Origin of the sequence: Micromonospora sp. WMMD1274, assembly GCF_049179035.1 — a bacterium.
Classification (GTDB): domain Bacteria; phylum Actinomycetota; class Actinomycetes; order Mycobacteriales; family Micromonosporaceae; genus Micromonospora; species Micromonospora tulbaghiae.
In genome coordinates this window covers 42,294-61,484 of the sequence record NZ_JBMHMG010000003.1, presented here as the reverse complement: position 1 = coordinate 61,484, position 19,191 = coordinate 42,294, and the positions used below count along the sequence as shown (strand labels likewise).

The following is a 19,191-nucleotide window of genomic DNA, read 5'->3' as shown; positions in this document are numbered from 1 at the left end:
CACTCACGATCAACCACTGATCGTTGATCTTTCGCGGAAAGCTACGGGCGGGCCCAGTCGCAGGCGATGTCCATTTCCGCAGCCTACGGCCCCGAGCAGAGGGATGGACCGGTCATGGGTGCGGGGCGTCGGGGTCGGGTCGGCTGTTGAGATAGGCGGTCCAGTCGGCTCGGGCGTAGGTGCTCCAGGTGGCGGCGGTCTTGTGGGTGAGGCCGAACAGGTCGGTGATGACGGGTGCGGGCAGGTCGGCCGCGAGGGCGATCAGGGCGTTGTTGCGGGCGGCGCCAACGGGAATGCCGTGTTGGCGTAGACGGTGTCCGAGGCTGGCCGCCGCGATGGGGCGGGTCGGCGGTCTGCCCGGGAAGAGGTAGGCGGCCTGGGCCTGCGCGGTGGGGCGCAGACCGAACGTGCGTGGTGGTTGCGCGATGAGCTGGTCGACGAGCTGCGCGAGGGTCGGCGGCAGCAGGACCGGCACGGAGTCGAGGGCCAGGTAGGTTCCCCGGTCGTCTCGACTCAGCCGCTCGGTGGTCAGCGCGTGGATCTTCGGCAACCGGACGCCGTAGAGCAGGATGAGACCGCCGGCCACCTTCACGTCGACCGGCGTCGGGTCGTCCGGGGTGAGGCACCGCCGCAGCAGGTGCAGGTGGTGGTCTTCGGCGAGGAACCGGGAGGGCGTGTCGTCGCGGCGGCGGGCGATGACCAGGTTCGGAGTGATCCGTCGCGCGGCGGTCCAGGCGGTGAAGGCCCGGACCGCCCGGCGTCGGTGGGCTCGGCCGTCGGTCATGAACTCGTCCAGGCGCGGCTGGGTGAGGTCGTCGATCGTCAGGTTGCGCTGGCCCAGCCAGGACATCAGGGCCAGCGCCTGGTGGATGTCCTCGCGGTCGGCGGTGGCGGAGCTGGCGGTGTATCGGCCGCGGGTGGCGGCGCGGCGGGCCTTGCGCAGGACGACCCACTGGGCGAAGGGCCGGACGAGTCGTTGGCGATCGGCTGGCTGGTCGACGAGCAGGGCGTCGAGCCACGGTTCGAGCCGGGCCAGCGGCTCCAGCCGGTCGGGCAGGACGCTGGTGGCCACGAGCAGTTTGCGCAGGTAGTCGACCGCGCCCGCCTTCGGCGTGTGCAGGAGTTCATCGAGCACCTCGTGGGTGACCGGCGCCCTGGTCGCGGCCAGCTCGGCGAGCAGCCGGGCGGAGCCGCTGCGGCGCAGCCAGGCGAGGGCGTGCCGTGGGATGGCCGCGTTGACCAGCGCGTCGGCGAACGGAAGTAGCTGGAGGTCGATGGTGCCGTGGTCGTCGCCGAGGAGGTCGGTGACACGGTCGGTGAGCACGCACCGGGCGCATCGGCGCGCGGCGTAGAGGTCCCCGGCTTCCCCGCACGAGGCGCACAGGTAGTCCAGGTTTGCACGCATGCCGTTGCGGCCGGTGTCGCGGATCGCGCAGGGTCCGCACACGCCGGTTGCTCGCGCGTCGCGGCCAACGAGGACCCGGACCTGGCCACAGGTGGCGCAGGGGCCGGGGTTGTTGACCGTTCCGCTGTAGCAGGTCGAGCAGACCGGCCCCAGCGGCCAGTGCGCCTGGGTGGTGCGGCGGCGTCGACACAGCGCGCACTCGCGCAGCGGTCGCGGTCGGCAGCCGGGACAGCGCGGCAGGCCGTCCGGTCCGCGCTGGCAGTGCCGCCACCGGCCGCAGGCGCCACATTCGGCCACCGGCGACTCGGCGCAGGCAGCGCACAGATCCGGGCTGCCGCCGGCGGCGCGGCGTTTGATCTGCCTCGGGCGGCCACAGCCACCACATCGGCGCTCGGGCGCCCGGTAGCAGCGTCGACAGACGGAACCGGCGTCGGTGATCGCGTGCGCGGGCGACGGCAGCGCGCAGGTCACGCAGACGTGGACCGGGCGGGGCGCGCAGCCCTGACACAGCGGTCGACCGTCAGGGGTCCGTCGCGTCGGTTGCCGGCGCCGGCCGCAGCCGGCGCACTGCTGCTGCCGGGCCGGGTCGGTGCCGTAGCAGGCCCGGCAGATCACCCCCTCGTCGCGGCGGGCGGCGCGGTCGCCGGGTCGCCCGCACCGCGCGCAGATGATCTGCTCGGCTTTGAGCATGCAGGGCTGGCAGCATCGGCCGATCCCGTCCGGGTGCGGCCGGCCGCGTTGCAGGTCCGGCAGTGATCGGCCGCACCCGGCGCAGCTGGGCAGCGTGACCGCGTGCCCGAGGCCGGCGTCGACCAGGGCGTAGATCAGCCGCAGGAGCACCCTCGGCGCGTGCGGGTCCGGCGCGGCGAGGGCGTCCGGCCGGGCGGTCAGGTGCTGGTCGAGCTGACGCATCGGGATGAACGTCCAGGCGTTCGCCCGCTCCAGCAGCGCCTGTGCCGCCTCGCGGGACAACTGCGCGCCGATCACCGTGACCACGTGGCCGAGCAGCCGTTCCTGGGCCGCCTCGGTGGGGTCACCGACGTAGCGGTTACGGACGCGCCGACGGCGCGGGCTCACCCGTGCCTGGGCCGGCGGATCGTGGCCCGTGGCGGCGGCGCGGCCGGCGCCACCCTGCCACCACCGGCGGCCGCCTTGCGGACCGTCTGATTGGCCACCTGCGGCTCGATCAGGTCGTTGGGCGTGCACCCGAGGATGTCGCACAACGCAACGAGCGTGTCCATCGACAGCCGCTGCGGCGGCTGCGTCACCAGCCGGAACACCTGCTCCCGCGACAGCGTGACACCCCGCTCGGCCAGCAGCGGCACCAGGTCCGTGGTGGCGAACATGTCCCTGGCGGCCATCAACTGCCGCAGGTGCCACCGGTACCCCATCTTCTTGATCACTGCGCGTCCCACATCTCTCCGAGCCGGTCTTGCATGACGCGTCGCAGCAGCTGGTTGCGGTAGTCGTTGGATACCCCGGTGTAGATGGCGGTGGTGCTGGCGAACTTGTGCCCCACCTGGTCCTGCACGAACTTGACCGGATAGTCGAACTCGATCAAATGCGTGACGTAGGAATGACGCAGGCAATGCGGATCCAGCGCCGGATCCAGCCCGGCGGTCTCCCGCGCCGCGACGAACGCGTCGTTGACCGACCGCGTCGACACTCGCCCGCTCGCTCACCCACAGCGCCGGATGCTTGCCCGGCCCCAGCGCCGGACGCACCTCGTGCAACCAGTGCTCCACCACCGGCACCACCCAATCCATCTCCGGCACCAACAGCACCGTGCGCCGCCGTGGCGGCCCGCCCCGCGACGCCTTGCCGTAGCGCACCATCACCATCCCGCACCGACCGAACTGCGGCGCCTTCGGATTCGACCGCACATCGACCAGGTCGAGCATCGCCACCTCCCGCCGACGCAGCCCGAAGGCGTACGTCAGCTTCAGCATCGCCGCGTCCCGCGACGCGGCCAGCGCACCCTTGACACCCCGCGACCTGATCTCAGCGACCCGGCCGTCGGCCGCGTCGAACAACGCCTGCAACTCGTCGTAGGTCAACGGCCGCCGTCCCGGCTCACCCTCGTAATCCTCGATGTGAACGACGGAGTTGTCCTGGTGAAACACCTGCTGCGGTGCCACGCCGAACCGCTCGACGCACAACGAGGCCCAGCCGTACCGGGCATCCAGCAGGTACTCGCAGAACATCCGCAGGTCCACCTCGTAGCCGCGGGCCGTCGACAACGCCAATGGCCTGTCGCCACCACGCAGGTGGGAGATGAACGCCTCCCCCTCGGCCGGCGTCCACTGCCACGGATACAGCCCCGAGAACTCCGCCAGCCGCCGCGCCAACCGCAGCCGCTGCGTGACCGTCGCCTCGGCCAGGAAACGGCTGCGCTGCTGAGCCGCCCAACCCCGCAGCATCTCCTCGAACACCACTGGCGCCGGATCCAGATGCACAACGTTGGGCGCCAGCACGAGGCTCACCGAGCCAGGGTCATCACGCCGCACCCCGACGTTGTATCAGATGCATCAATCTTGCAGCTACTCAAGACGTCCTGGACACGCCGAGACTCGTAACGTCGCAACGCCCACCACAGACCCGCCTGACCTGCGATTCTCTTCAGATCACCGCCCTGCCCTATGTTGCATCTAATGCAATTCCGCACAAAATGGTGGGTCCCAGCGGACGTCACCACAGCCTTGCCAGCGGCATGTCAAGATCATGTGGCCACCGCACGGACAGTCACGCCAACCGCGTCCGGCGCGGGTTGCCGACCCTCCGTCGTACGGATGACCCCGCGAGCAGGCCAGTGGCGATTCGCCACACAATTCGTGAACAGCGCGGTACCGCACCGCCGTGGTGTCCGGGTGTGACCGGGCCCAGATCACCACGGCGCGAAGGGCCGCTACCGAGTCGACCCGGCGGGCTGACGGTCGCCCGCCGGCCTGCCCCGGCCGCCACCGGATCTGCACCTCCCAGCGTCGAAACCACTCGGACACGTAAGGAGACTATCGAACGCGCGTTCGACGGGCATCCGCTTCCAGGCCGCCGCCGTCGCACCATCGAACCGCGTCAGGCCGGACTGGGCCGTGGTCGGGCAAATGGTTATCCACAGGCAGATTACTTTCCTTGGCGAGTCTTTATCCGGGGGTGGACAATATAAGAGTGGTAAATGACTTGATCGCGGAAAGCTTGAGCGCCATCGCTTCGGTGAACTCCCCTGACGACGGGAAGTTTCAATCCGCTCTACTGCTGTCTTACGCCGTGTGTATGGAAGCTGCGGACCGCGACGAGCACCGTAGCGACAGCTGGACCTTCGCCGGACTAGCTCTCCGCGAGTCCTACGATCGGCTGACCCGCGAACTACCCGATGACCTGGTGACCTCCTGCGGTCCGGCGCTTCGCGCGGTCGAACCCGACGAGGCTCGCGCGGCGACGGTGGACCTGATCGCTGCCCTGGCAAGGGTGGCCTCGACCGCCGTCGCCTCGGAAACCTTCTCCCCCTGGCGACGGTTGGTGTGGTCCTCGGCCGCGACCCACCTGGACAAAGCGCTACGGGAGTTGCGGTGACCTACGGCCGGCTTCTGGATGAAGGCGCGTCGGCCGTAGCGCGAGTGCAGATGCTCCTTCTAACTTGATCTTTAACCTTCGCGGGTCTTGTGGGGGTCCTGGCTGAGCATGGAAACAGCCCTTGGTCGATGATCTTCTTGTCTAGGGAAGAGCATCAATAACCAAGGGCTGTTCTGGTGATCAGTGTGCATGACCGTGGTCCGGCTGATGGCGTCGGGGACCTGGGCAGGTTCCGGCGAGAGTTCTACGACTGCTTGACCGCGCGGGCTGATGCGTTGTTCGACCTGACGGATGCGGTGTTGTGCGCCGACGGTCCGGTCCGGTCGTTGGTGGAGTTGTCGCTGGTGGGTGAGCACCGTCGGGGTCACGGGGCGTTGTATGACGCCCTCGCCTGCGGGCGGCTGGACATCGATCGGCTGCGTAGCGCCCTCGCCGCAGTGCCGCTACCGCGGGCGGCCGACGGCCGTCTCGTCCTGGCGGTGGACATCACGTGTTGGCTGCGGCCGGACGCGCATACCTCGCCGCAGCGGATCCTGTGTCACACCTACGGACGCGGCAAGGATCAGACCATCATGATCCCCGGCTGGCCGTATTCGATGGTCGTGGCCCTGGAATCGGGCCGAAGTTCGTGGACCGCGCCGTTGGACGCGGTGCGGCTGGCGCCCGGTGATGACGCCGCGACGGTCACCGCCGGGCAGCTGCGGGACATCGTGCAGCGACTGGTCACGGCTGGACAGTGGCAGCCCGGCGACCCGGACATCCTGGTCGTGGCCGACGCCGGCTACGACGCGCCCCGCCTGGCTTTCCTGCTGCGTGACCTGCCCGTGCAGGTCCTTGCCCGGCTGCGCTCGGACCGGGTACTCCGCCGGGCCGCGCCGCCCCGCCTTCCGGGAACGACCGGCCGGCCACCCCGCCACGGCGGCGAGTTCGTCTTCGGTGACTCCGCTACCTGGGGCGAACCCGACGCGGAAACGATTACCGACACTCGTCTCTACGGCACCGCGTGGGCCCGAGCCTGGAACCGGCTGCACCCTCGGTTGACCCACCGATCCGCCTGGACCAACTCAGCGAAGGTACTGCCGGTCATTGAGGGAACCGTCATCCGCCTCGAGGTCGATCATCTGCCCAGCGGTGCGACCCCGAAGCCGGTGTGGCTGTGGTGGTCCGGGGTCGATCCCACCGCCGCTGACGTCAACCGCCTCTGGCAGACGTTCCTGCGCCGCTTCGACATCGAGCACACATTTCGCCTGTTCAAGCAGACTCTCGGCTGGACCTGCCCGAAGATCCGCACTCCGCAGGCAGCCGACCTCTGGACCTGGCTGATCCTGGCCGCCTACACCCAGCTTCGCTTGGCCCGCGTCGCGGCCGCTGACCTACGCCGCCCCTGGGAGAAGCCAGCACCGCCGCAGCGTCTGTCACCAGCTCGGGTCCGCCGAGGGTTTCGACACCTCCGCGCGAAGTCCATCTGCCCCGCCGGCGCACCGAAACCCTCCCGACCAGGACCTGGACGGCCGCCCGGACGCCGCAACACCCAGCGCACCCCACGTCACGACGTCCACATCGCGACCTCGAAGAAGACCAACAAACCGGACACCAAGAAAACGAAGACCTCGAATCCCCGTCCACGCCGAACAGGTTAAAGATCAAGCTAAGGCGTGTTTCATAACGAGGTCAGAGCCACTCGGTGATGATGGTGATGGTCAGGACGGCTTGGAACCGGACGGCCAACTTGTCGTAGCGGGTGGCGACGCCGCGGTGGCGTTTGAGCCTGTTGATGCCGTTCTCGACGGCGTGGCGTAGCCGGTAGAGCTGCGGGTCGAACGCTGGTGGGCGCCCGCCGCGGGAGCCTTTGGCTTTGCGGTGGGCGTCCTGGTCGGCCTTGCTCGGGATGCACGCCCGGATTCCCCGAGAGCGCAGGTATCTGCGGTTGGCGCGGCTGGTGTAGGCCTTGTCGGCCAGCACCAGCACCGGCCGGGTCCTTGCCCGGCCGACACCGAGGCGGTTCACGCGGATGCGGCGCAGGACAGGGATGAACTGCGGGCTGTCCCCTCGATGCCCGGCGGTGACGATCAAGGACAAGACTTTCTGACCCTGCTCACAGGCCAGATGCGTCTTGGTCGTCAGCCCTCCACGGGAGCGGCCCAGCCCGTGATCGGCCGGCTCGTCATGAACCCCACCGGGTGGTTCCTTCTGCAGATGGCCGTCGGTGCGGGCACCTGCAGCGTGCTGGTGAGCGCGACTGGTCATCGAGTCCACGCTGACTGTCCAGTCGATCCGTCCCCGGGCGTCGCCCTGGGCCTGCAACGCCGACAAGATTCGGTCCCAGGTTCCATCGCGCTGCCAACGACGGAAAAGTCCGTAGATCGTCGGCCAGGGCGCGTACTCCGCTGGCACGTCGCGCCACGGCGCACCGATCCGGATCCGCCACCGGATCCCATCGATGAGCTGCCTTTTCTCCCACTTCGGCGGCCGGCCTGTCGACGACGCAGCAGGCAGCAACGGGGCCAGGACAGCCCACTGCGCGTCAGTCAGGTCATGCCGCCTCGTCACCGCTAAGGTGGCCACGAGGTCTCCGGTGCATGGTGCTTCTTGGTCGTTGTACCAAGTACCGGAGACCTCGTCAGTTATCGATCACCGCCACGCCGTGACTTCAACCGGCCAACCCGAGTTACGAAACACGCCTTAGATCCGCCTTGGGCGACAGCCGCCGATTGCATCTCGGTTGCTCTAGCACGGACGAACCTATACCGGGCAATTGAAAGGCAGGTTGACCGCCTCGGCGGTCCTGAATACAGGGGCGAGTTTCCGGATCAACTCCGGATGGCCACCAGCGAAAGTCGGCTGACTGCGCCCCTGCAACAGCCCTCCGCTCATCCCCTTGCTCAGGCTTACCAGCAGGCCGCAGACTCGACCAGAGCGGCAAGCGACGTCCTGAACTCCCATTTCCACCCCACCACGGGGGAACCGATATCATCGGAAGGATTTGCGATCAGAGCGGGCGTTGAACGCCACCAGAACATTGAGACGCTAGCGCGGCTCGCCAGAGCAGCAAGTGAGGCAGACGGGCCGCTGGCGCAATGGCTTCGCAAGTCCTCCGCCGAGGTAGGCCTACCGATAATCGAGAACGCCGTCGTCGACGCGGAGAAAACACACGCTTCACTTCAGCATGCGGCCTCCTCGGCGATACGACGACCCACCGCGGCGCGGACGCCGCACCTTCAGCAAATGGGTCCCCCTCCCCTGGTCAGTGACGCAGCCCGATGGACCCTCATCCACATCCCCCGTGACTTCACCGCCGCCCTTGACGCCGCTCGAACCTGGCTCGTGCAAAACCGCACCACCCTCACCGCGAGCGACCTACGAACGCTGGCCCGAACGGCAATGGCCCTCACCTATGAGGCCGACTACCTCATCGGGGCCGGATCTGACGCCGCAGGCATCACCCACGTCGTCCGGTCATCCACCACGACGCAACTCGCGGCCACATGGCGTCGCGCCGCACGCGCCGCCGACCAGCTGCACAGCCTGGGCAGACCCGAGCCCGGGGCCGGCCCTGCCATTCTGGCGAGAGCTGAGGAGTGGCTGCGCGGCCACGTCCGGGATGAGGGGACATGGCGCCGCTGGGCCGAGCTGAGGCGCGACATCGACATCGACGCCTGGAAGGGCATGGGGCAGGAGCTCACGGCCCGGCTGCCGGACATCGCGACCCTGGTCAACCGGGGAGCCCGTGTGGCGCTGCATCGCGGCCACCTGTATGAACAGCTCCCGGGCAGCGGCGTTGGGGCGAACCGACGAGGCAGTTGGTCACGGGCGAGCACCTACCAGGGAAAGGGCTTTGACCTGGCGCTGGCGACCGGTCAGCTAAGGGCCGGTGCAATGGCGCTTGCTGAGGAGGCCGGCGTGGCACCGATGCCGGGTATGCATGAGGCGGACCCCAGCAATCAGGCGGGAAGGAACGACGTGAGGGCGAGACTCCGGCGCATCGCCACCACCCCAGCGATCGACCCCAAGACGAATGACCAACCTTCGCGACAGCGCGCAAGAGAGGAAACCACGCGATCAGCTCGTTCTCATGCGGAAAGCGCCGACCGTCCTGCTGCTGCTGACAATCGGAACATCGACGCCGGCAACAGGCACATCCCTTTCCAGGGAAGGACTCTCGGCGGCTGATTCACGGTCCGGCATCGGGGCGGTGATGCCGGCGGCATCACTTACTCTTCGATGGGCAGAATAGGTCCGCCCTCGTCGAGTCCCGCATACAACGCGGGAACCGCTGTCAACACGTCGCAGTCGTGCCAAACGGCGGCCAGCACCGCTGAGGCCGCATCCGCTCGGCCGATGACCTCATGGGTCGACGTGCCAAGGGACCGCCAGTCCTCCGCGGGCAGGGCGAGCAGCACCGTCGCCGAGTGATTGACCAGCAGCGTGAGGCGAGCCTCTTCGACGGCCAGCCGGCTCGCCTCTGCCAGACACAACACAGGCAGGCCGGTCAGGCCTTTCTCATCGTCCACCTCGGCAATCAGCTCACCTACCGGCACAGATCCGCCCGTGAAGGCAACGATCGCCGAAGTGTCCAAGACTAGGCGAACCGGACGCGGCTCCCCGCTCACGCAGCGCGCTGAGGGCCGAGCCCGAGCTGCCGACGCCACGTTGCCCGCAGCTCCGGCGTGCGACGAGCCGCAGCCGCCGACAGCCGCCGCCGAGCGCGCTCCTTGCCCTCTTCCGTCACAGGAATGCCGACCGAAGCGAGCTGCGCCGCCGTGTCGTCATGCACCCCGGAGGGCTCGGAGTTCGTCATGCAGCCATGATACAGCTCACGGAGCGCGAAGGTAGGCAGCACCGCATCACCTCACGCTTCCACCCCCGGGCGGAGCGTCTCGCTGACGAGGACGGCCTACTCTTTGAAGTCCTGTTACCTGCGTCGCCCGTGAGCCGGAGCCAATGACCTCCCTGCCCAAGACAGCTGGACGTGCCGTCGAAGAATGGACTGCCCACGGTCAGAGGTGCCTCATCATGAGCGGGCCCTTCAACCTCAACGGGTACGTTCAGCTGCCGGCCTTTCTTCGCAGCAACGGACTGACCGCGCCAGTCCGAGTTCACGGGGGTCTCAGCTACGGGCCAGATGCCCACGGCTGGGTAGGCTTCCACACTCTGCACGGCGGCGACTACTGGCCCATCGACGACATCATCGAGTACCTGGGCCCCGTACATCGAACGATGGCGGCCGAACAACAGGCCAACGGTACGAACAGGTGGAACCTTGCGCGCCTCCGCGCAGAGGTCGAGCGTTTGGCGGAGCAGATCGCCCAACAGGTTCCACGGGCTGCCCTCGACGACGGAACCTAGACCGGCACCCCTTAGCCAAGGGGTCCGTCGATTTCCTGGTAGCGCAACCGCCGGTAGCTGGCCTACGCCAGGCTGCGGAGACAACACTGCGCCGGTGGTCGACAAACCAGAGCATCCTGCTCCCCGGCTATTGGCTGTTCAGATCGCGGTACCGCCGGCCGCTGCGGCGGTCCTCGGCCTCGCACATCCCTACCAGCTCACCGCCGCGACGGCCCGAGAGTGGCTCGTCCTGCACATCGTCCTGCTCTTCGTCGCTCCGCTGATCGCCCTTGGACCGGTCTCCCTCTGCCTGCGCACCACCCCAGACAGGCCGATCCTGAAGTGGGCTAGCGTCACCACTGGAGCGGTCTACGCGATCTGCTATCCAACTCTCGATGTCCTCGCCGGCATCGCTACAGGGCAGCTTGTTTACCGCGGCATCGCCGCCGACGGTCGTGCCCCTGACGTCCTCGCCTTGCAGGCCATCGCCCAGCCGTTCGGGACAATCGGCGTCGGCGCGTTGGTCGCCTGCACCCTGCTAGCCGGGTACGCCGTGCAAAGTGTGGCCGGCCGAGCCGCCTACGCCGGTGTCCTGCTCTCCGTCGTCGGCGCCTGGGGTCTGGGCGAACACCACGTCTACTGGCCACACGGCACAGTGTCCATGCTGTGCTTCAGCACGGGCCAGTGGCTGTTGGCCAGGCTGATCAGCCAATCGCAACCAGTAGTAGGCCAACCCCCAAGAGCTGGTGAGCGCAGGTAGCGGCCGGCAGGCTGAGCCGTACGACTCTCTGCGAGGAGGAACCACAGATGCTCACCCGCCTGCTCCGACGTTCAACGTACGCCCTCGGCGCCCTGGCGCTCGCCGGCGTGGCCACCGGGTCGCTCGGCACCGGCCCCCTGCACGCGCTCTGCTGAGACGTACATCGCCGCCGACCGAGGGCTGGGGATGCCACAGATGGCGTCCCCAGCCCCAGTCTGTTGGTCTCCCCCCACGCGAGGCGAGGACAAGCCGTGTCAGGGCTCGGTCGCATCAGCGCTGCACGGATCGGCAGTCTTGGGAGCCGGGTGAGCGCCGGCTAACCGGGCACGGATGACCCACCCAGCGATCACCTGGACCATCTCGGGGTCCAACTGCCGGGCGATGGCCGCGAGCGCAGCCTGTTCGTAATCGCTGGTGTCAACCCCCGCTATCAGCAGCGCCTCGGCCAGAACCAACGCCGAGATGCCAGTGAGGTCGTCAGAGGTCCGCGTCGGTATGCCGTAGGCAACGGCGGCGAATTGGCTTCGGGTCTGCTCATGTGAGGTGTATGGCCCGTTGTCGCGGAGCGGACTGGGCTCCATGAGACCTTCCTTCAAGAGGATGCGTTGTCGGGGCGTAGCGAACGGTTGTCGGGAATCCGTCCCGACAACTGCTCAGGTGGGAGCAGGCAGCGGTGATGCCGCCAGCATCACCGCGGGCCCATGCCCGGCCGCAGGTGCGACGACAGTCGCCCTGGCGAGTGCATACACCGCGTGCTGCGCCTGGCCATCCCAGGTGTGCCGGATGTAGCGGTCGGTGGTGCCCGTGCCGTGACCGAGGACTCGGGCGACGACCGGTCGCGGCACGCCCGCGGCCTCGGCTGCGGTGGCGAACCCCGCGCGAAGGCTGTGGCCAGCAAATTGGTCGACGACCTCAGCCGGTTGTCCGGCAACGGTCGCGGTGGTCTTGACGACGCGGGCGACGTGCCGGTCGGTCAGCGCGGTGCCACGTATCCGCGCACCGGGGGTGATGCCGGACAGCAGCGGCACCGAGCCGGTGCGGTCCCGGCCTGGCCGGTGCAGGTGTGGCCGGCGGCCGGCGGCATCCAGCCAGGCGAGCGTGGCGCGCACCGGGCAGAGCCAGGCCATTTCCTCCGGCGCCCACGGCAGGTCGATTCGGCGCCCGATCGCCTTCGGGTCCGCCTTGCTCCGGGCGACCAGCAGCCGCAGCCCCTCCGGGCGCAATTCCAGGTGATCGACGGGCACTCCAGCCAGTTCCTCCCGGCGCAGCGCGGCCAGGTAACCGACGGTGAGCAGACACCGGTCGCGCAGCGCGGCCAGGTGCGCGCGCCGGACATCCAGGGACGCGCCCGCCGGGGCCGGGCCGGCCGGGAGGGTGGCGAGCATCGCGGCGAGCAGAGGCAGACCGATCGCGTCGACGCCCTCGGTGGGCCGCCCGCGTACCCGCCGCACTCCGTCGCGGATCCGGCGCAGCTGCGGATCGTCCGTCGGCGGCAGCCACCCGGCCTCGATGTGCCGGTCGCGGATCGCGGCGAGCCGCCCGTCCATCGTGGAGATCGCCAGCCGGTCCCTGCCCAGCTGTGCCAGGTAGAGCGCGACCACCTCCACCGCGGCTGGCGGCCCGGCCTCGAAGCCGAACTCCGCGCACCAGTCGGTGAACGCGGCCCACCCGGCGTCGTACTTGCGCATGGTGGCGGGCGCACGTGATGCCTGCGCATAACCGGCAACGTCATCAACCAGTTCGCGCAGCCGGGCAAGGTCAGCGCCGTCACGGGGCCGATGGTCAGCCAGCCACCGCTCAACGTCGAGGCGTGCCGGACCCGGGCGGACGGCCGGCACGCCGCCGGTCGCCGCAGCGACCAGCTCGCCGTGCAACACCTCCCCAGCCGGGCCGGCGCCCGGACCTGACCGGTCCTGGGCCGGCGTGGCGGCGGCCTGTTCCCGGGGAGCCGGCGGCGGACCGGCCGGGCCTGCCGCCGTGGCGGTAGGCCCGGTCACGCCGACGCGGCCACGGCGGGGACGTCGGCGGCCGACGCCGACGTCAAGTCCCGGTAGTCGAGCACCGTGACGCCGCTCGCTGCGGCGGGCAGCTCGCCGACCGGACGGCCGAGCAGCGCCGGTACGCCGAGGTGCGCGGCCAGAGCGATCGTTGCCCGCTCGGCGTCGGTCAGCCCGGGGTCGACGGTGCGCAGCGCGAACTCGCGCGTGCGGACCGGCGCCCACTCGGTGTCGAGGCCCGCGGTCCGTAGCCCGAGTGCGGCCAGAGTGTCCATCACCTGCTCGTGGCCGTCGAGCTGTCCGCCGATCGAGTCGGCCGCAGCCAGACCGGCGGCGAGCAGCACCATGAACACCTCGTTCTCGGCCGCGTCGGTGATGATGAACCGGGACAGCAGCGGCACCAGTGCCTCGGCGGCCGGGTCGCCGTCGAGCAGCGCCAGCAGCGGCACCGTGTCGCAGACGATCCGACCTTCGGCCGGCAGGTCGACCGGGGCGCCGGCCGCCGGACCGGGCGCGGCCCGACCCAGACCGTCGGTCAGCGCGGCCCGCAGCGAGGCGTGCACGCCATGCGCAGCCGTGGTGGCGGCCACGGCCGCGCGCACCCGGGCCAGCGCGGCGGCGGTGGTGGCCACGAGCAGCTCACCCGCCCGCTCCCCGCGCAGCACGACTACCGGGCCCGCAGTGATGCCGGCGGCATCAGCCAGCGCTGTGGGCAGGGTGAACCGTCTGCGGTGGTCCACCGTGGACGCGCGAGCGGCGCCGCCCGTACTCGGTATCAGCCTCATCGCTGCACCAGCTCCGTTCCGGGCGGCAGCGGGGCGTCCGGGCCGACCGCGGCGATCATCTCCTGATAGCTGTCGAACATCGGCGGCCAATCCGCCCCCGGTTCCAGTGTGGCCGGGTCGATCAGGCCCCAGATGACACCGAGCCGGACGAGGGGGTGGTCCCGGCCGACCACCGCGACATGCCCGGCGCACACGTGCGGCTTGTCCGAGGAGATGTGGTGGCAGGCGAACAAGGTCCCCAACGCCGCCTGGGGGTCGCCGTCGACCGGTTCGCCGAACCCGGGCTCACCGGGGATGGTTCCGGCCGCGTACTCGGGCAGGTTGCCGTACCGCTTGCGGCCGGCGTTGTCCCGCCGCCACGGACAGGGACCGCAAGGCCGGGCGCACACGCGGACCGGGTCGAGATTGCCGGCCCGCAGCGCCGCCGGTCCGCCCTCGCCGTGCACGCCGGCCGCCGAGGCGCCAGTGAGGGCCGGTGCCCCGGCGGGGGTTAGCTCCAACGGCGGGGCCGTTGCCGCATCCGGGGGTCGTGGGATCTGAGGGGGCATAGGAGCAGCCTAGACCACACCCGACAGTCAGAGGGAGACCTGAAGCTCTTACCCCGTACCTGGCATGGATGCACGTCAAACGCTTTGGCCCTCGCTGCCATGCGGGAAGGGTATAGCTCGTGGATCGGGGTGGTTTTCAACTCTTCAGGGCTGGCGCGGACGACAAGGGGCAGCATCGTACGGCTGAGTAAGGTCCGGGAATGTTTCCTTCTCGGACCTAACTCGCCCCGAAAGAAGTAAAACCGCGTGTCGCATCTAGTTGCGAGCATCGCAAAACCGTGTGCAGAATGTATAGCATGAGAAGCGACACCGTCACCGACGTAACTGCCATCCTCCATCCCCTGCCCGTCGCACCGGCCACCGCCGACGTCGACGAACTCGACGCCTATGACGCCGCGCGCCAGCAAGCAGACGACGACCGCAGGCGCACCGCCGACCAGCTATGGACGGGATGGGAGCATGCCTCCGTTGACCCGTTGCTGGCCGCGCTGGCGTCCGCCCGACGCGCCAGGGAGCGGGCGGAGGCCCAGATCCGCCACCTCGTCGCCTACGGCCGGGAGTTCGTCCAGCCCCGCCCCTACACTCTGGCCGATCTCGCCGAGGCCTCCGGGATGTCCGTCTCCGGAGTGCGGACCGGCTACGACCACCACGATGTCGACGCCGTCGCCGAGGCCACCGGTGCCCGGCCGCGCGACTGGCGCGCGACCGACCGCACCGACAACGACGCCATTCGCGAGTTGCTCAACGACTTCGCCCGCCGGCACAAGGGCGATTCGGCCCGCCCCAGCCAGGTGTACCTCACTCTCCAGCACGAAGGGTGGACCCCGCACGCACCGGAGGGCCGCACCCCCGGCACCAAGGCGACGAAGCGCTACATCCGCTGGGAACGCACCTGGCCCGGCGGCACGACGGTCACCCTGTACCAGGACGTCAAGCAGCTCAGCGCCTCAAACAAGATCGCCGAGGACGACCCGCGACGCTTCCACGTCGACTACACCCATACCGACCCCCACGACGTGTGGGCGCAACTGGCCCAGTTCACCGCCCGCATCGAAGAGCTCGACGCTGCCCGCACCGCGCAAGCCACTGTGCCGATGAACAATGCTCAGGGCCATCCCTCGCTGCGTCCGGGCGAGAACGGCACCGGCAAGACCACCATCGCCGGCCACGTCGCCGGGTTGCGGACCCAGCTGAAGGGTGACGGAAGACGGTGATGGCTGCGCTGACTGTTGACGAGGCCTCGGGTTTACCGGAGGAGCCGCTCGGAAGCGCGGCTCCGTCACGGTCCCGGCCCGCTATGCCACGCCACTACCGCTCGCCCGCAGGAACAAGGAGAGGACTCGTTGGCTACCACGCCCAATGACCTCGCCGAGCGGCTGGGCGAGGTTACCGCCAACCTCGATGCCTACATCTCAGCCGCCGCTGAGCGTCTAGCCGCTCCGCGCATCGCAGATGCTGAGAAGGTTGCCGATGAGCGCATTGCCCGGCTGAGCGGCGAGTACGAAGCCCGCCTGACCCGTGCCGCTGCGCTGGAGCTCGAACTTCGGCGCCAGCTCGATCGCCAATTGCGCAACGTGGCAGAGCTGCGGTGGGCAGCCCGCTACTTGCCGGCAGCAATCCGTGGCACGGTCCTTGTCGACCCGTACCTAGCCGAAGGGTGGACCGGGGATCGTCCTCAACCTGAATTCGTCGCCCGGGTGGAAGAGGCAGCAACCGCTGAGGGTGTTCTCCCCTACCCCGGCTTCCAACGGTCAACATCGACGCTGCCTGACCCGGAGGCCGCAGAGCCCGACCCGTCGCTGATGCCGCCGGCATCACCCTGAAAGGTGGGAAGGCGCCGCCGTGCCCACTCCGATGACGCGCCCCCGCAACCTAGACCAACTTCCTAGCGCGGTGGGATGTCCATCCCGGCCAGTGTGCGGGTCACGGCGGCTCCGACCTCGCCCAGCGGCGGGCCCACTACGATCGATCCCCGACAGCCCTTGCTATGCCGCACCGTCTGGAGCTAAAGGCGTGTCCGTCCCCCTCATCGACGTCCCGGCTGACCTGCTCGCTGAGCTTCGCCACGTGCGCGGCGGCACCGACGACGATCGTGACGCCATGCTGTCGGCGCTGAATCTGCGCCCCCTCAAGGGAGGCATGCAGAACGACCTCTACCTGTGGACGTCTCCGGACGGCGACGTGGTAATCAAGCTGTACGTCAAGACCGACCGGCAGCGTGTACAGCGGGAGTGGGCAGCGTTGACTCTGCTCACGCCCCACGGCCTCCGTACCGTCCCCACCTTGCTGTGGTATGACGACGCACCGGTCGAGCCCGCGATTGGCATGACCCAGCTCCATGGCCAGCCAATACTCAAGGCTGCGGACCAACTGGCCGCGCTGCGCGCCCTTGCGCACACGACTACGCAGCTCCAGGCAGTGCCCCTGACCGGTCTGCTGGCCACCCTTCCCCGGATCGACACCGGCGAGCACTACATGGTCCGCTTGACGCAGGCGTGGCCGGAGCTGCTGGCCAGCCAGCCCGACGATCCGCTCACCCCCGCCATGCAACAGCTACTCGCGGTATGGCAGCGCAGCGGCGACGCGGACCTTGTCGCCGCGCCGGCCGCGCCGGTAATGTCCCGTGGTGATGCGAACCTGCTCAACTGGATGTTGACCAACGACGGCGCTGCCTGCGTCGACTTCGAGTACGCCGGGTTCAGTAACGTGGCCTTCGACGCCGCCGACCTCATCGAGCACATCTCCGGCCGCGCGATCCCGAACAACATCTGGGTCCAGCTGCTGCCCGACCTCGGCATTACCGACGCCAACCGACACCAGTTTTCCGCGAACCAGCGCACCTGCGCCCTGCGATGGCTGGCGATCCTGTGGAAACAGCGCGACCGCCGCCGCGAGGAGTTCGCTGCCCAGCACGAGCGGGTCGAGATGCTCTATAGCTACACCAACCCCTACACGTGACCTCCAACCCTCAGCCTCGCTCAGACGCATTCACGGGGACCTCATGATCCGCGTGGCCGGCGGCATCACTAGCGTCAGGAGTCGGAAGTACCCCTTGCGATGTCCTGGGGTGCTATTCGCACGCTTTGGTGATGCCGTCGGCATCACGGGGCGGGTTGTCGAGCGGCCGGGTTGTAGCTGATGTTCAACTCGCGGTCCTGCGGTGCCGACAGAGCGCCCGAGGGATGCGGAGTAGGGAGTCTGCCGAGAACGGGCGTAAGGGCGAAGGCTTCGGCGTAACGGACTCCGGTGCGTCCCAAACTCAGCTCTCGATGCCTAGCCAGGTGGTGAAAGCTGTCAGTTCAGCGTTGGCTCGGCGGTGCAGCGTAAGCAGGGCGCGAGTGGTCTCCCTGACCATTGGATGATACCGAGTCTGCTCGGGTGCGAGCTTCTTCGCAGCTTCAAGCGCCCCGAGGGTTCCGGCGCGGTTGCCGGTCAGGACGTGCGCGCGGGCGAGGTCGATGTAGTGGTGCCCGGCGCGGGTGGCGGGTATGTCGGCCGGCGGGGCGAAGTCGGCGCCCCGCCGTATAGCGCGTTCGGGCTCTCCGAGTTCGATCCAGGCCGCGACTTCGTGGATGCGGAGGTTGGCCGGTCCGAAGGTCACGTGGTAGTGAACCTTGTCGTTGGGGGCGTAGCGGGTCAGTTCCTCAGCTGCGGCCAGGTGTTCGCTGGTCGTTGAGGCATCTCCCGCACGGGACGCCAGCGTGGCCGCGCGTAGGTGCATGCTGCCGTACACGGTGACGGCTGAGTCTTCATGATCCCGCTCGACCCGGTCCGTGAGGCTGGATCGCGCGGCATCGAGAATGCGCAGACCTCTGGCGTAGTCGCCCGCCGACTGGAAGGTGGTGACTCGCGTCCACTGCGCGAGTCCGGCCGCGAGCGGATCGCCTGACCGCTCGGCAGCCCAGAGCAGCTTGTGCTCAATACTTTCCGCCATATCCGCGTACCCCAGCCGGTACGCGAGGCCGTGGGCTACGTAATAGGCGCTCACCAGCAACCTGAACAAACGCTCGGTGTCGGAGCTGGTGGCGGTGTGAACCGCCTCGGTGAGCTGTTCGATTACGGCTGGGAGCCGCGTGGCGAGCTTCGTGTACTTCCCATCGCGCCGCAGAGCCGACATCGCCTCGACCGTTGACCGAAGGTCCTCGAACGCGGGAGGCGGCACGTCGCCTGCTGGCGGAAGGTCGTAACCACGGAGGGCGACCCGTAAAGCGTCTACCGCTGTGGGCACGTCCGAGCCGTCATAGGGTTGACCGTAGACGCGCTCGATCGGCACATGAAGTGCGCTGGCCACTGCGGCTACGAAAGCGTGGGATGCGGGCCTGTCGCCGGTTTCGACCTTGGTCAACAGGCTGTGCGAGACACTGGCCTCTCGCGCCAACCTGTGTTGCGTCATTCCGGCAGCCTTTCGCAACACTGCGATGTTGTCGCCGACAGTCAGCACCTTGTCCACGATCCGCTCCTTTGGCGTCCGATGGGCTCGGTCCATCTCAGCTTAGGACGGCGGTGGGTTCCATCGACAGCGCTGCCGCTCACTGGGACAGGTGTGAAAACTTTGTGCAACTCCGTGTATCGATGGGCGTTTAACGTCTTCAGCGCGTGAGTCAGGGTGAACGGATCGACACGGTGAGTGACGAGACTCGCAAGCCTGGGGAGGAGCCCCTGCCGCCAGTGGCCGTGAAGGACGGTGGCGGTAGGTGATCCTCTCCGAGGGTGCGTCCATTCACCGCATGGCTGACGTGCCTTCACAGCATCACGAGGGAGGTTGTCATGTGGCCAATCCGGCGACGACACGCATTGCCGA

19 protein-coding genes are annotated in these 19,191 nt (G+C 68.7%); 9 read left to right on the top strand and 10 right to left on the bottom strand.

Annotated features, from left to right (window positions below):
* Positions 1-112 precede the first annotated feature (112 nt).
* Together ACN27D_RS35430 and ACN27D_RS35425 are read right to left on the bottom strand one after the other, a co-directional pair.
* Entirely contained in the window at positions 113-2,482 is a 2,370-nt protein-coding gene (locus tag ACN27D_RS35430; RefSeq protein WP_421501237.1) for a hypothetical protein, read from the bottom strand.
* Positions 2,479-2,796, bottom strand: coding sequence for a helix-turn-helix domain-containing protein (locus ACN27D_RS35425; RefSeq protein WP_218105486.1), 318 nt, complete (start codon positions 2,794-2,796; stop codon positions 2,479-2,481). Before ACN27D_RS35425 ends, ACN27D_RS35430 begins: the two co-directional genes overlap by 4 nt.
* Positions 2,797-4,570: 1,774 nt before the next feature.
* On the opposite strand from ACN27D_RS35425, the gene ACN27D_RS35420 reads away from it, so the two are divergent.
* Entirely contained in the window at positions 4,571-4,975 is a 405-nt protein-coding gene (locus ACN27D_RS35420) for a hypothetical protein (RefSeq protein ID WP_047892194.1), read from the top strand.
* 176 nt (positions 4,976-5,151) lie between these two features.
* Positions 5,152-6,615: an NF041680 family putative transposase gene (locus tag ACN27D_RS35415; protein WP_114920779.1), complete on the top strand. Its 1,464-nt coding sequence runs from the start codon at positions 5,152-5,154 to the stop codon at positions 6,613-6,615.
* Between the two features lie 31 nt (positions 6,616-6,646).
* On the opposite strand, the gene ACN27D_RS35410 is transcribed toward ACN27D_RS35415, so the two are convergent.
* Entirely contained in the window at positions 6,647-7,525 is an 879-nt protein-coding gene (locus ACN27D_RS35410) for an IS5 family transposase (RefSeq protein ID WP_396786807.1), read from the bottom strand.
* 270 nt (positions 7,526-7,795) lie between these two features.
* Here ACN27D_RS35410 and ACN27D_RS35405 point away from each other — a divergent pair, with 270 nt between their 5' ends.
* A complete protein-coding gene (locus tag ACN27D_RS35405) occupies positions 7,796-9,145 on the top strand; it encodes a hypothetical protein (protein WP_152748248.1) in 1,350 nt (449 codons plus the stop codon).
* A gap of 41 nt (positions 9,146-9,186) precedes the next feature.
* On the opposite strand, the gene ACN27D_RS35400 is transcribed toward ACN27D_RS35405, so the two are convergent.
* Both ACN27D_RS35400 and ACN27D_RS35395 read right to left on the bottom strand, forming a co-directional pair.
* Positions 9,187-9,552: a hypothetical protein gene (locus ACN27D_RS35400; protein WP_235437470.1), complete on the bottom strand. Its 366-nt coding sequence runs from the start codon at positions 9,550-9,552 to the stop codon at positions 9,187-9,189.
* A gap of 29 nt (positions 9,553-9,581) precedes the next feature.
* Positions 9,582-9,773, bottom strand: coding sequence for a hypothetical protein (locus ACN27D_RS35395; protein ID WP_047892209.1), 192 nt, complete (start codon positions 9,771-9,773; stop codon positions 9,582-9,584).
* A gap of 215 nt (positions 9,774-9,988) precedes the next feature.
* On the opposite strand from ACN27D_RS35395, the gene ACN27D_RS35390 reads away from it, so the two are divergent.
* Positions 9,989-10,321 carry a hypothetical protein gene (locus ACN27D_RS35390; RefSeq protein WP_047892191.1) on the top strand — a complete coding sequence of 111 codons (333 nt, stop codon included), beginning with the start codon at positions 9,989-9,991 and terminating at the stop codon, positions 10,319-10,321.
* 94 nt (positions 10,322-10,415) lie between these two features.
* Positions 10,416-11,060, top strand: a complete 645-nt coding sequence (locus tag ACN27D_RS35385) for a hypothetical protein (protein WP_152748247.1) — start codon at positions 10,416-10,418, stop codon at positions 11,058-11,060.
* Between the two features lie 254 nt (positions 11,061-11,314).
* Here the strand turns inward: ACN27D_RS35385 and ACN27D_RS35380 are convergent, their stop codons facing one another.
* A complete protein-coding gene (locus ACN27D_RS35380; protein ID WP_047892189.1) occupies positions 11,315-11,641 on the bottom strand; it encodes a hypothetical protein in 327 nt (108 codons plus the stop codon).
* A gap of 72 nt (positions 11,642-11,713) precedes the next feature.
* Positions 11,714-12,748 (bottom strand): tyrosine-type recombinase/integrase, encoded by a 1,035-nt coding sequence (locus tag ACN27D_RS35375; protein WP_235437469.1) that lies wholly within the window; start codon positions 12,746-12,748, stop codon positions 11,714-11,716.
* Between the two features lie 90 nt (positions 12,749-12,838).
* Here ACN27D_RS35375 and ACN27D_RS35370 point away from each other — a divergent pair, with 90 nt between their 5' ends.
* Positions 12,839-12,967 (top strand): hypothetical protein, encoded by a 129-nt coding sequence (locus ACN27D_RS35370; protein WP_255352849.1) that lies wholly within the window; start codon positions 12,839-12,841, stop codon positions 12,965-12,967.
* A gap of 86 nt (positions 12,968-13,053) precedes the next feature.
* On the opposite strand, the gene ACN27D_RS35365 is transcribed toward ACN27D_RS35370, so the two are convergent.
* On the bottom strand, positions 13,054-13,842 hold the full coding sequence (locus tag ACN27D_RS35365) for a hypothetical protein (RefSeq protein WP_047892188.1): 789 nt from the start codon (positions 13,840-13,842) through the stop codon (positions 13,054-13,056).
* The gene (locus ACN27D_RS35360; RefSeq protein ID WP_053065383.1) at positions 13,839-14,342 is read right to left on the bottom strand and encodes a DUF6283 family protein; all 504 of its coding nucleotides are present in this window, start codon (positions 14,340-14,342) and stop codon (positions 13,839-13,841) included. The genes ACN27D_RS35365 and ACN27D_RS35360 overlap by 4 nt, the downstream gene beginning before the upstream one ends.
* A gap of 344 nt (positions 14,343-14,686) precedes the next feature.
* Here ACN27D_RS35360 and ACN27D_RS35355 point away from each other — a divergent pair, with 344 nt between their 5' ends.
* From ACN27D_RS35355 to ACN27D_RS35345, 3 genes are all read left to right on the top strand, one after another.
* Positions 14,687-15,604 carry a hypothetical protein gene (locus ACN27D_RS35355; protein ID WP_063778311.1) on the top strand — a complete coding sequence of 306 codons (918 nt, stop codon included), beginning with the start codon at positions 14,687-14,689 and terminating at the stop codon, positions 15,602-15,604.
* A gap of 129 nt (positions 15,605-15,733) precedes the next feature.
* A complete protein-coding gene (locus tag ACN27D_RS35350; RefSeq protein WP_152748246.1) occupies positions 15,734-16,213 on the top strand; it encodes a hypothetical protein in 480 nt (159 codons plus the stop codon).
* 190 nt (positions 16,214-16,403) lie between these two features.
* The gene (locus tag ACN27D_RS35345) at positions 16,404-17,348 is read left to right on the top strand and encodes an aminoglycoside phosphotransferase family protein (protein WP_235437467.1); all 945 of its coding nucleotides are present in this window, start codon (positions 16,404-16,406) and stop codon (positions 17,346-17,348) included.
* 301 nt (positions 17,349-17,649) lie between these two features.
* Here ACN27D_RS35345 and ACN27D_RS35340 read toward each other — a convergent pair whose 3' ends face one another.
* Positions 17,650-18,840: a helix-turn-helix domain-containing protein gene (locus tag ACN27D_RS35340; protein WP_047892187.1), complete on the bottom strand. Its 1,191-nt coding sequence runs from the start codon at positions 18,838-18,840 to the stop codon at positions 17,650-17,652.
* Between the last annotated feature and the right edge of the window lie 351 nt (positions 18,841-19,191).

What these genes read in the sequence shown, in the direction of transcription:
- ACN27D_RS35425 (WP_218105486.1), bottom strand. Translation starts at nt 2,796, where the DNA reads ATGGGGTACCGGTGGCACCTGCGGCAGTTGATGGCCGCCAGGGACATG.
- ACN27D_RS35405 (WP_152748248.1), top strand. Translation starts at nt 7,796, where the DNA reads ATGGCCACCAGCGAAAGTCGGCTGACTGCGCCCCTGCAACAGCCCTCC.
- ACN27D_RS35395 (WP_047892209.1), bottom strand. Translation starts at nt 9,773, where the DNA reads ATGACGAACTCCGAGCCCTCCGGGGTGCATGACGACACGGCGGCGCAG.
- ACN27D_RS35390 (WP_047892191.1), top strand. Translation starts at nt 9,989, where the DNA reads ATGAGCGGGCCCTTCAACCTCAACGGGTACGTTCAGCTGCCGGCCTTT.
- ACN27D_RS35380 (WP_047892189.1), bottom strand. Translation starts at nt 11,641, where the DNA reads ATGGAGCCCAGTCCGCTCCGCGACAACGGGCCATACACCTCACATGAG.
- ACN27D_RS35375 (WP_235437469.1), bottom strand. Translation starts at nt 12,748, where the DNA reads ATGCGCAAGTACGACGCCGGGTGGGCCGCGTTCACCGACTGGTGCGCG.
- ACN27D_RS35370 (WP_255352849.1), top strand. Translation starts at nt 12,839, where the DNA reads ATGGTCAGCCAGCCACCGCTCAACGTCGAGGCGTGCCGGACCCGGGCG.
- ACN27D_RS35365 (WP_047892188.1), bottom strand. Translation starts at nt 13,842, where the DNA reads ATGAGGCTGATACCGAGTACGGGCGGCGCCGCTCGCGCGTCCACGGTG.
- ACN27D_RS35355 (WP_063778311.1), top strand. Translation starts at nt 14,687, where the DNA reads ATGAGAAGCGACACCGTCACCGACGTAACTGCCATCCTCCATCCCCTG.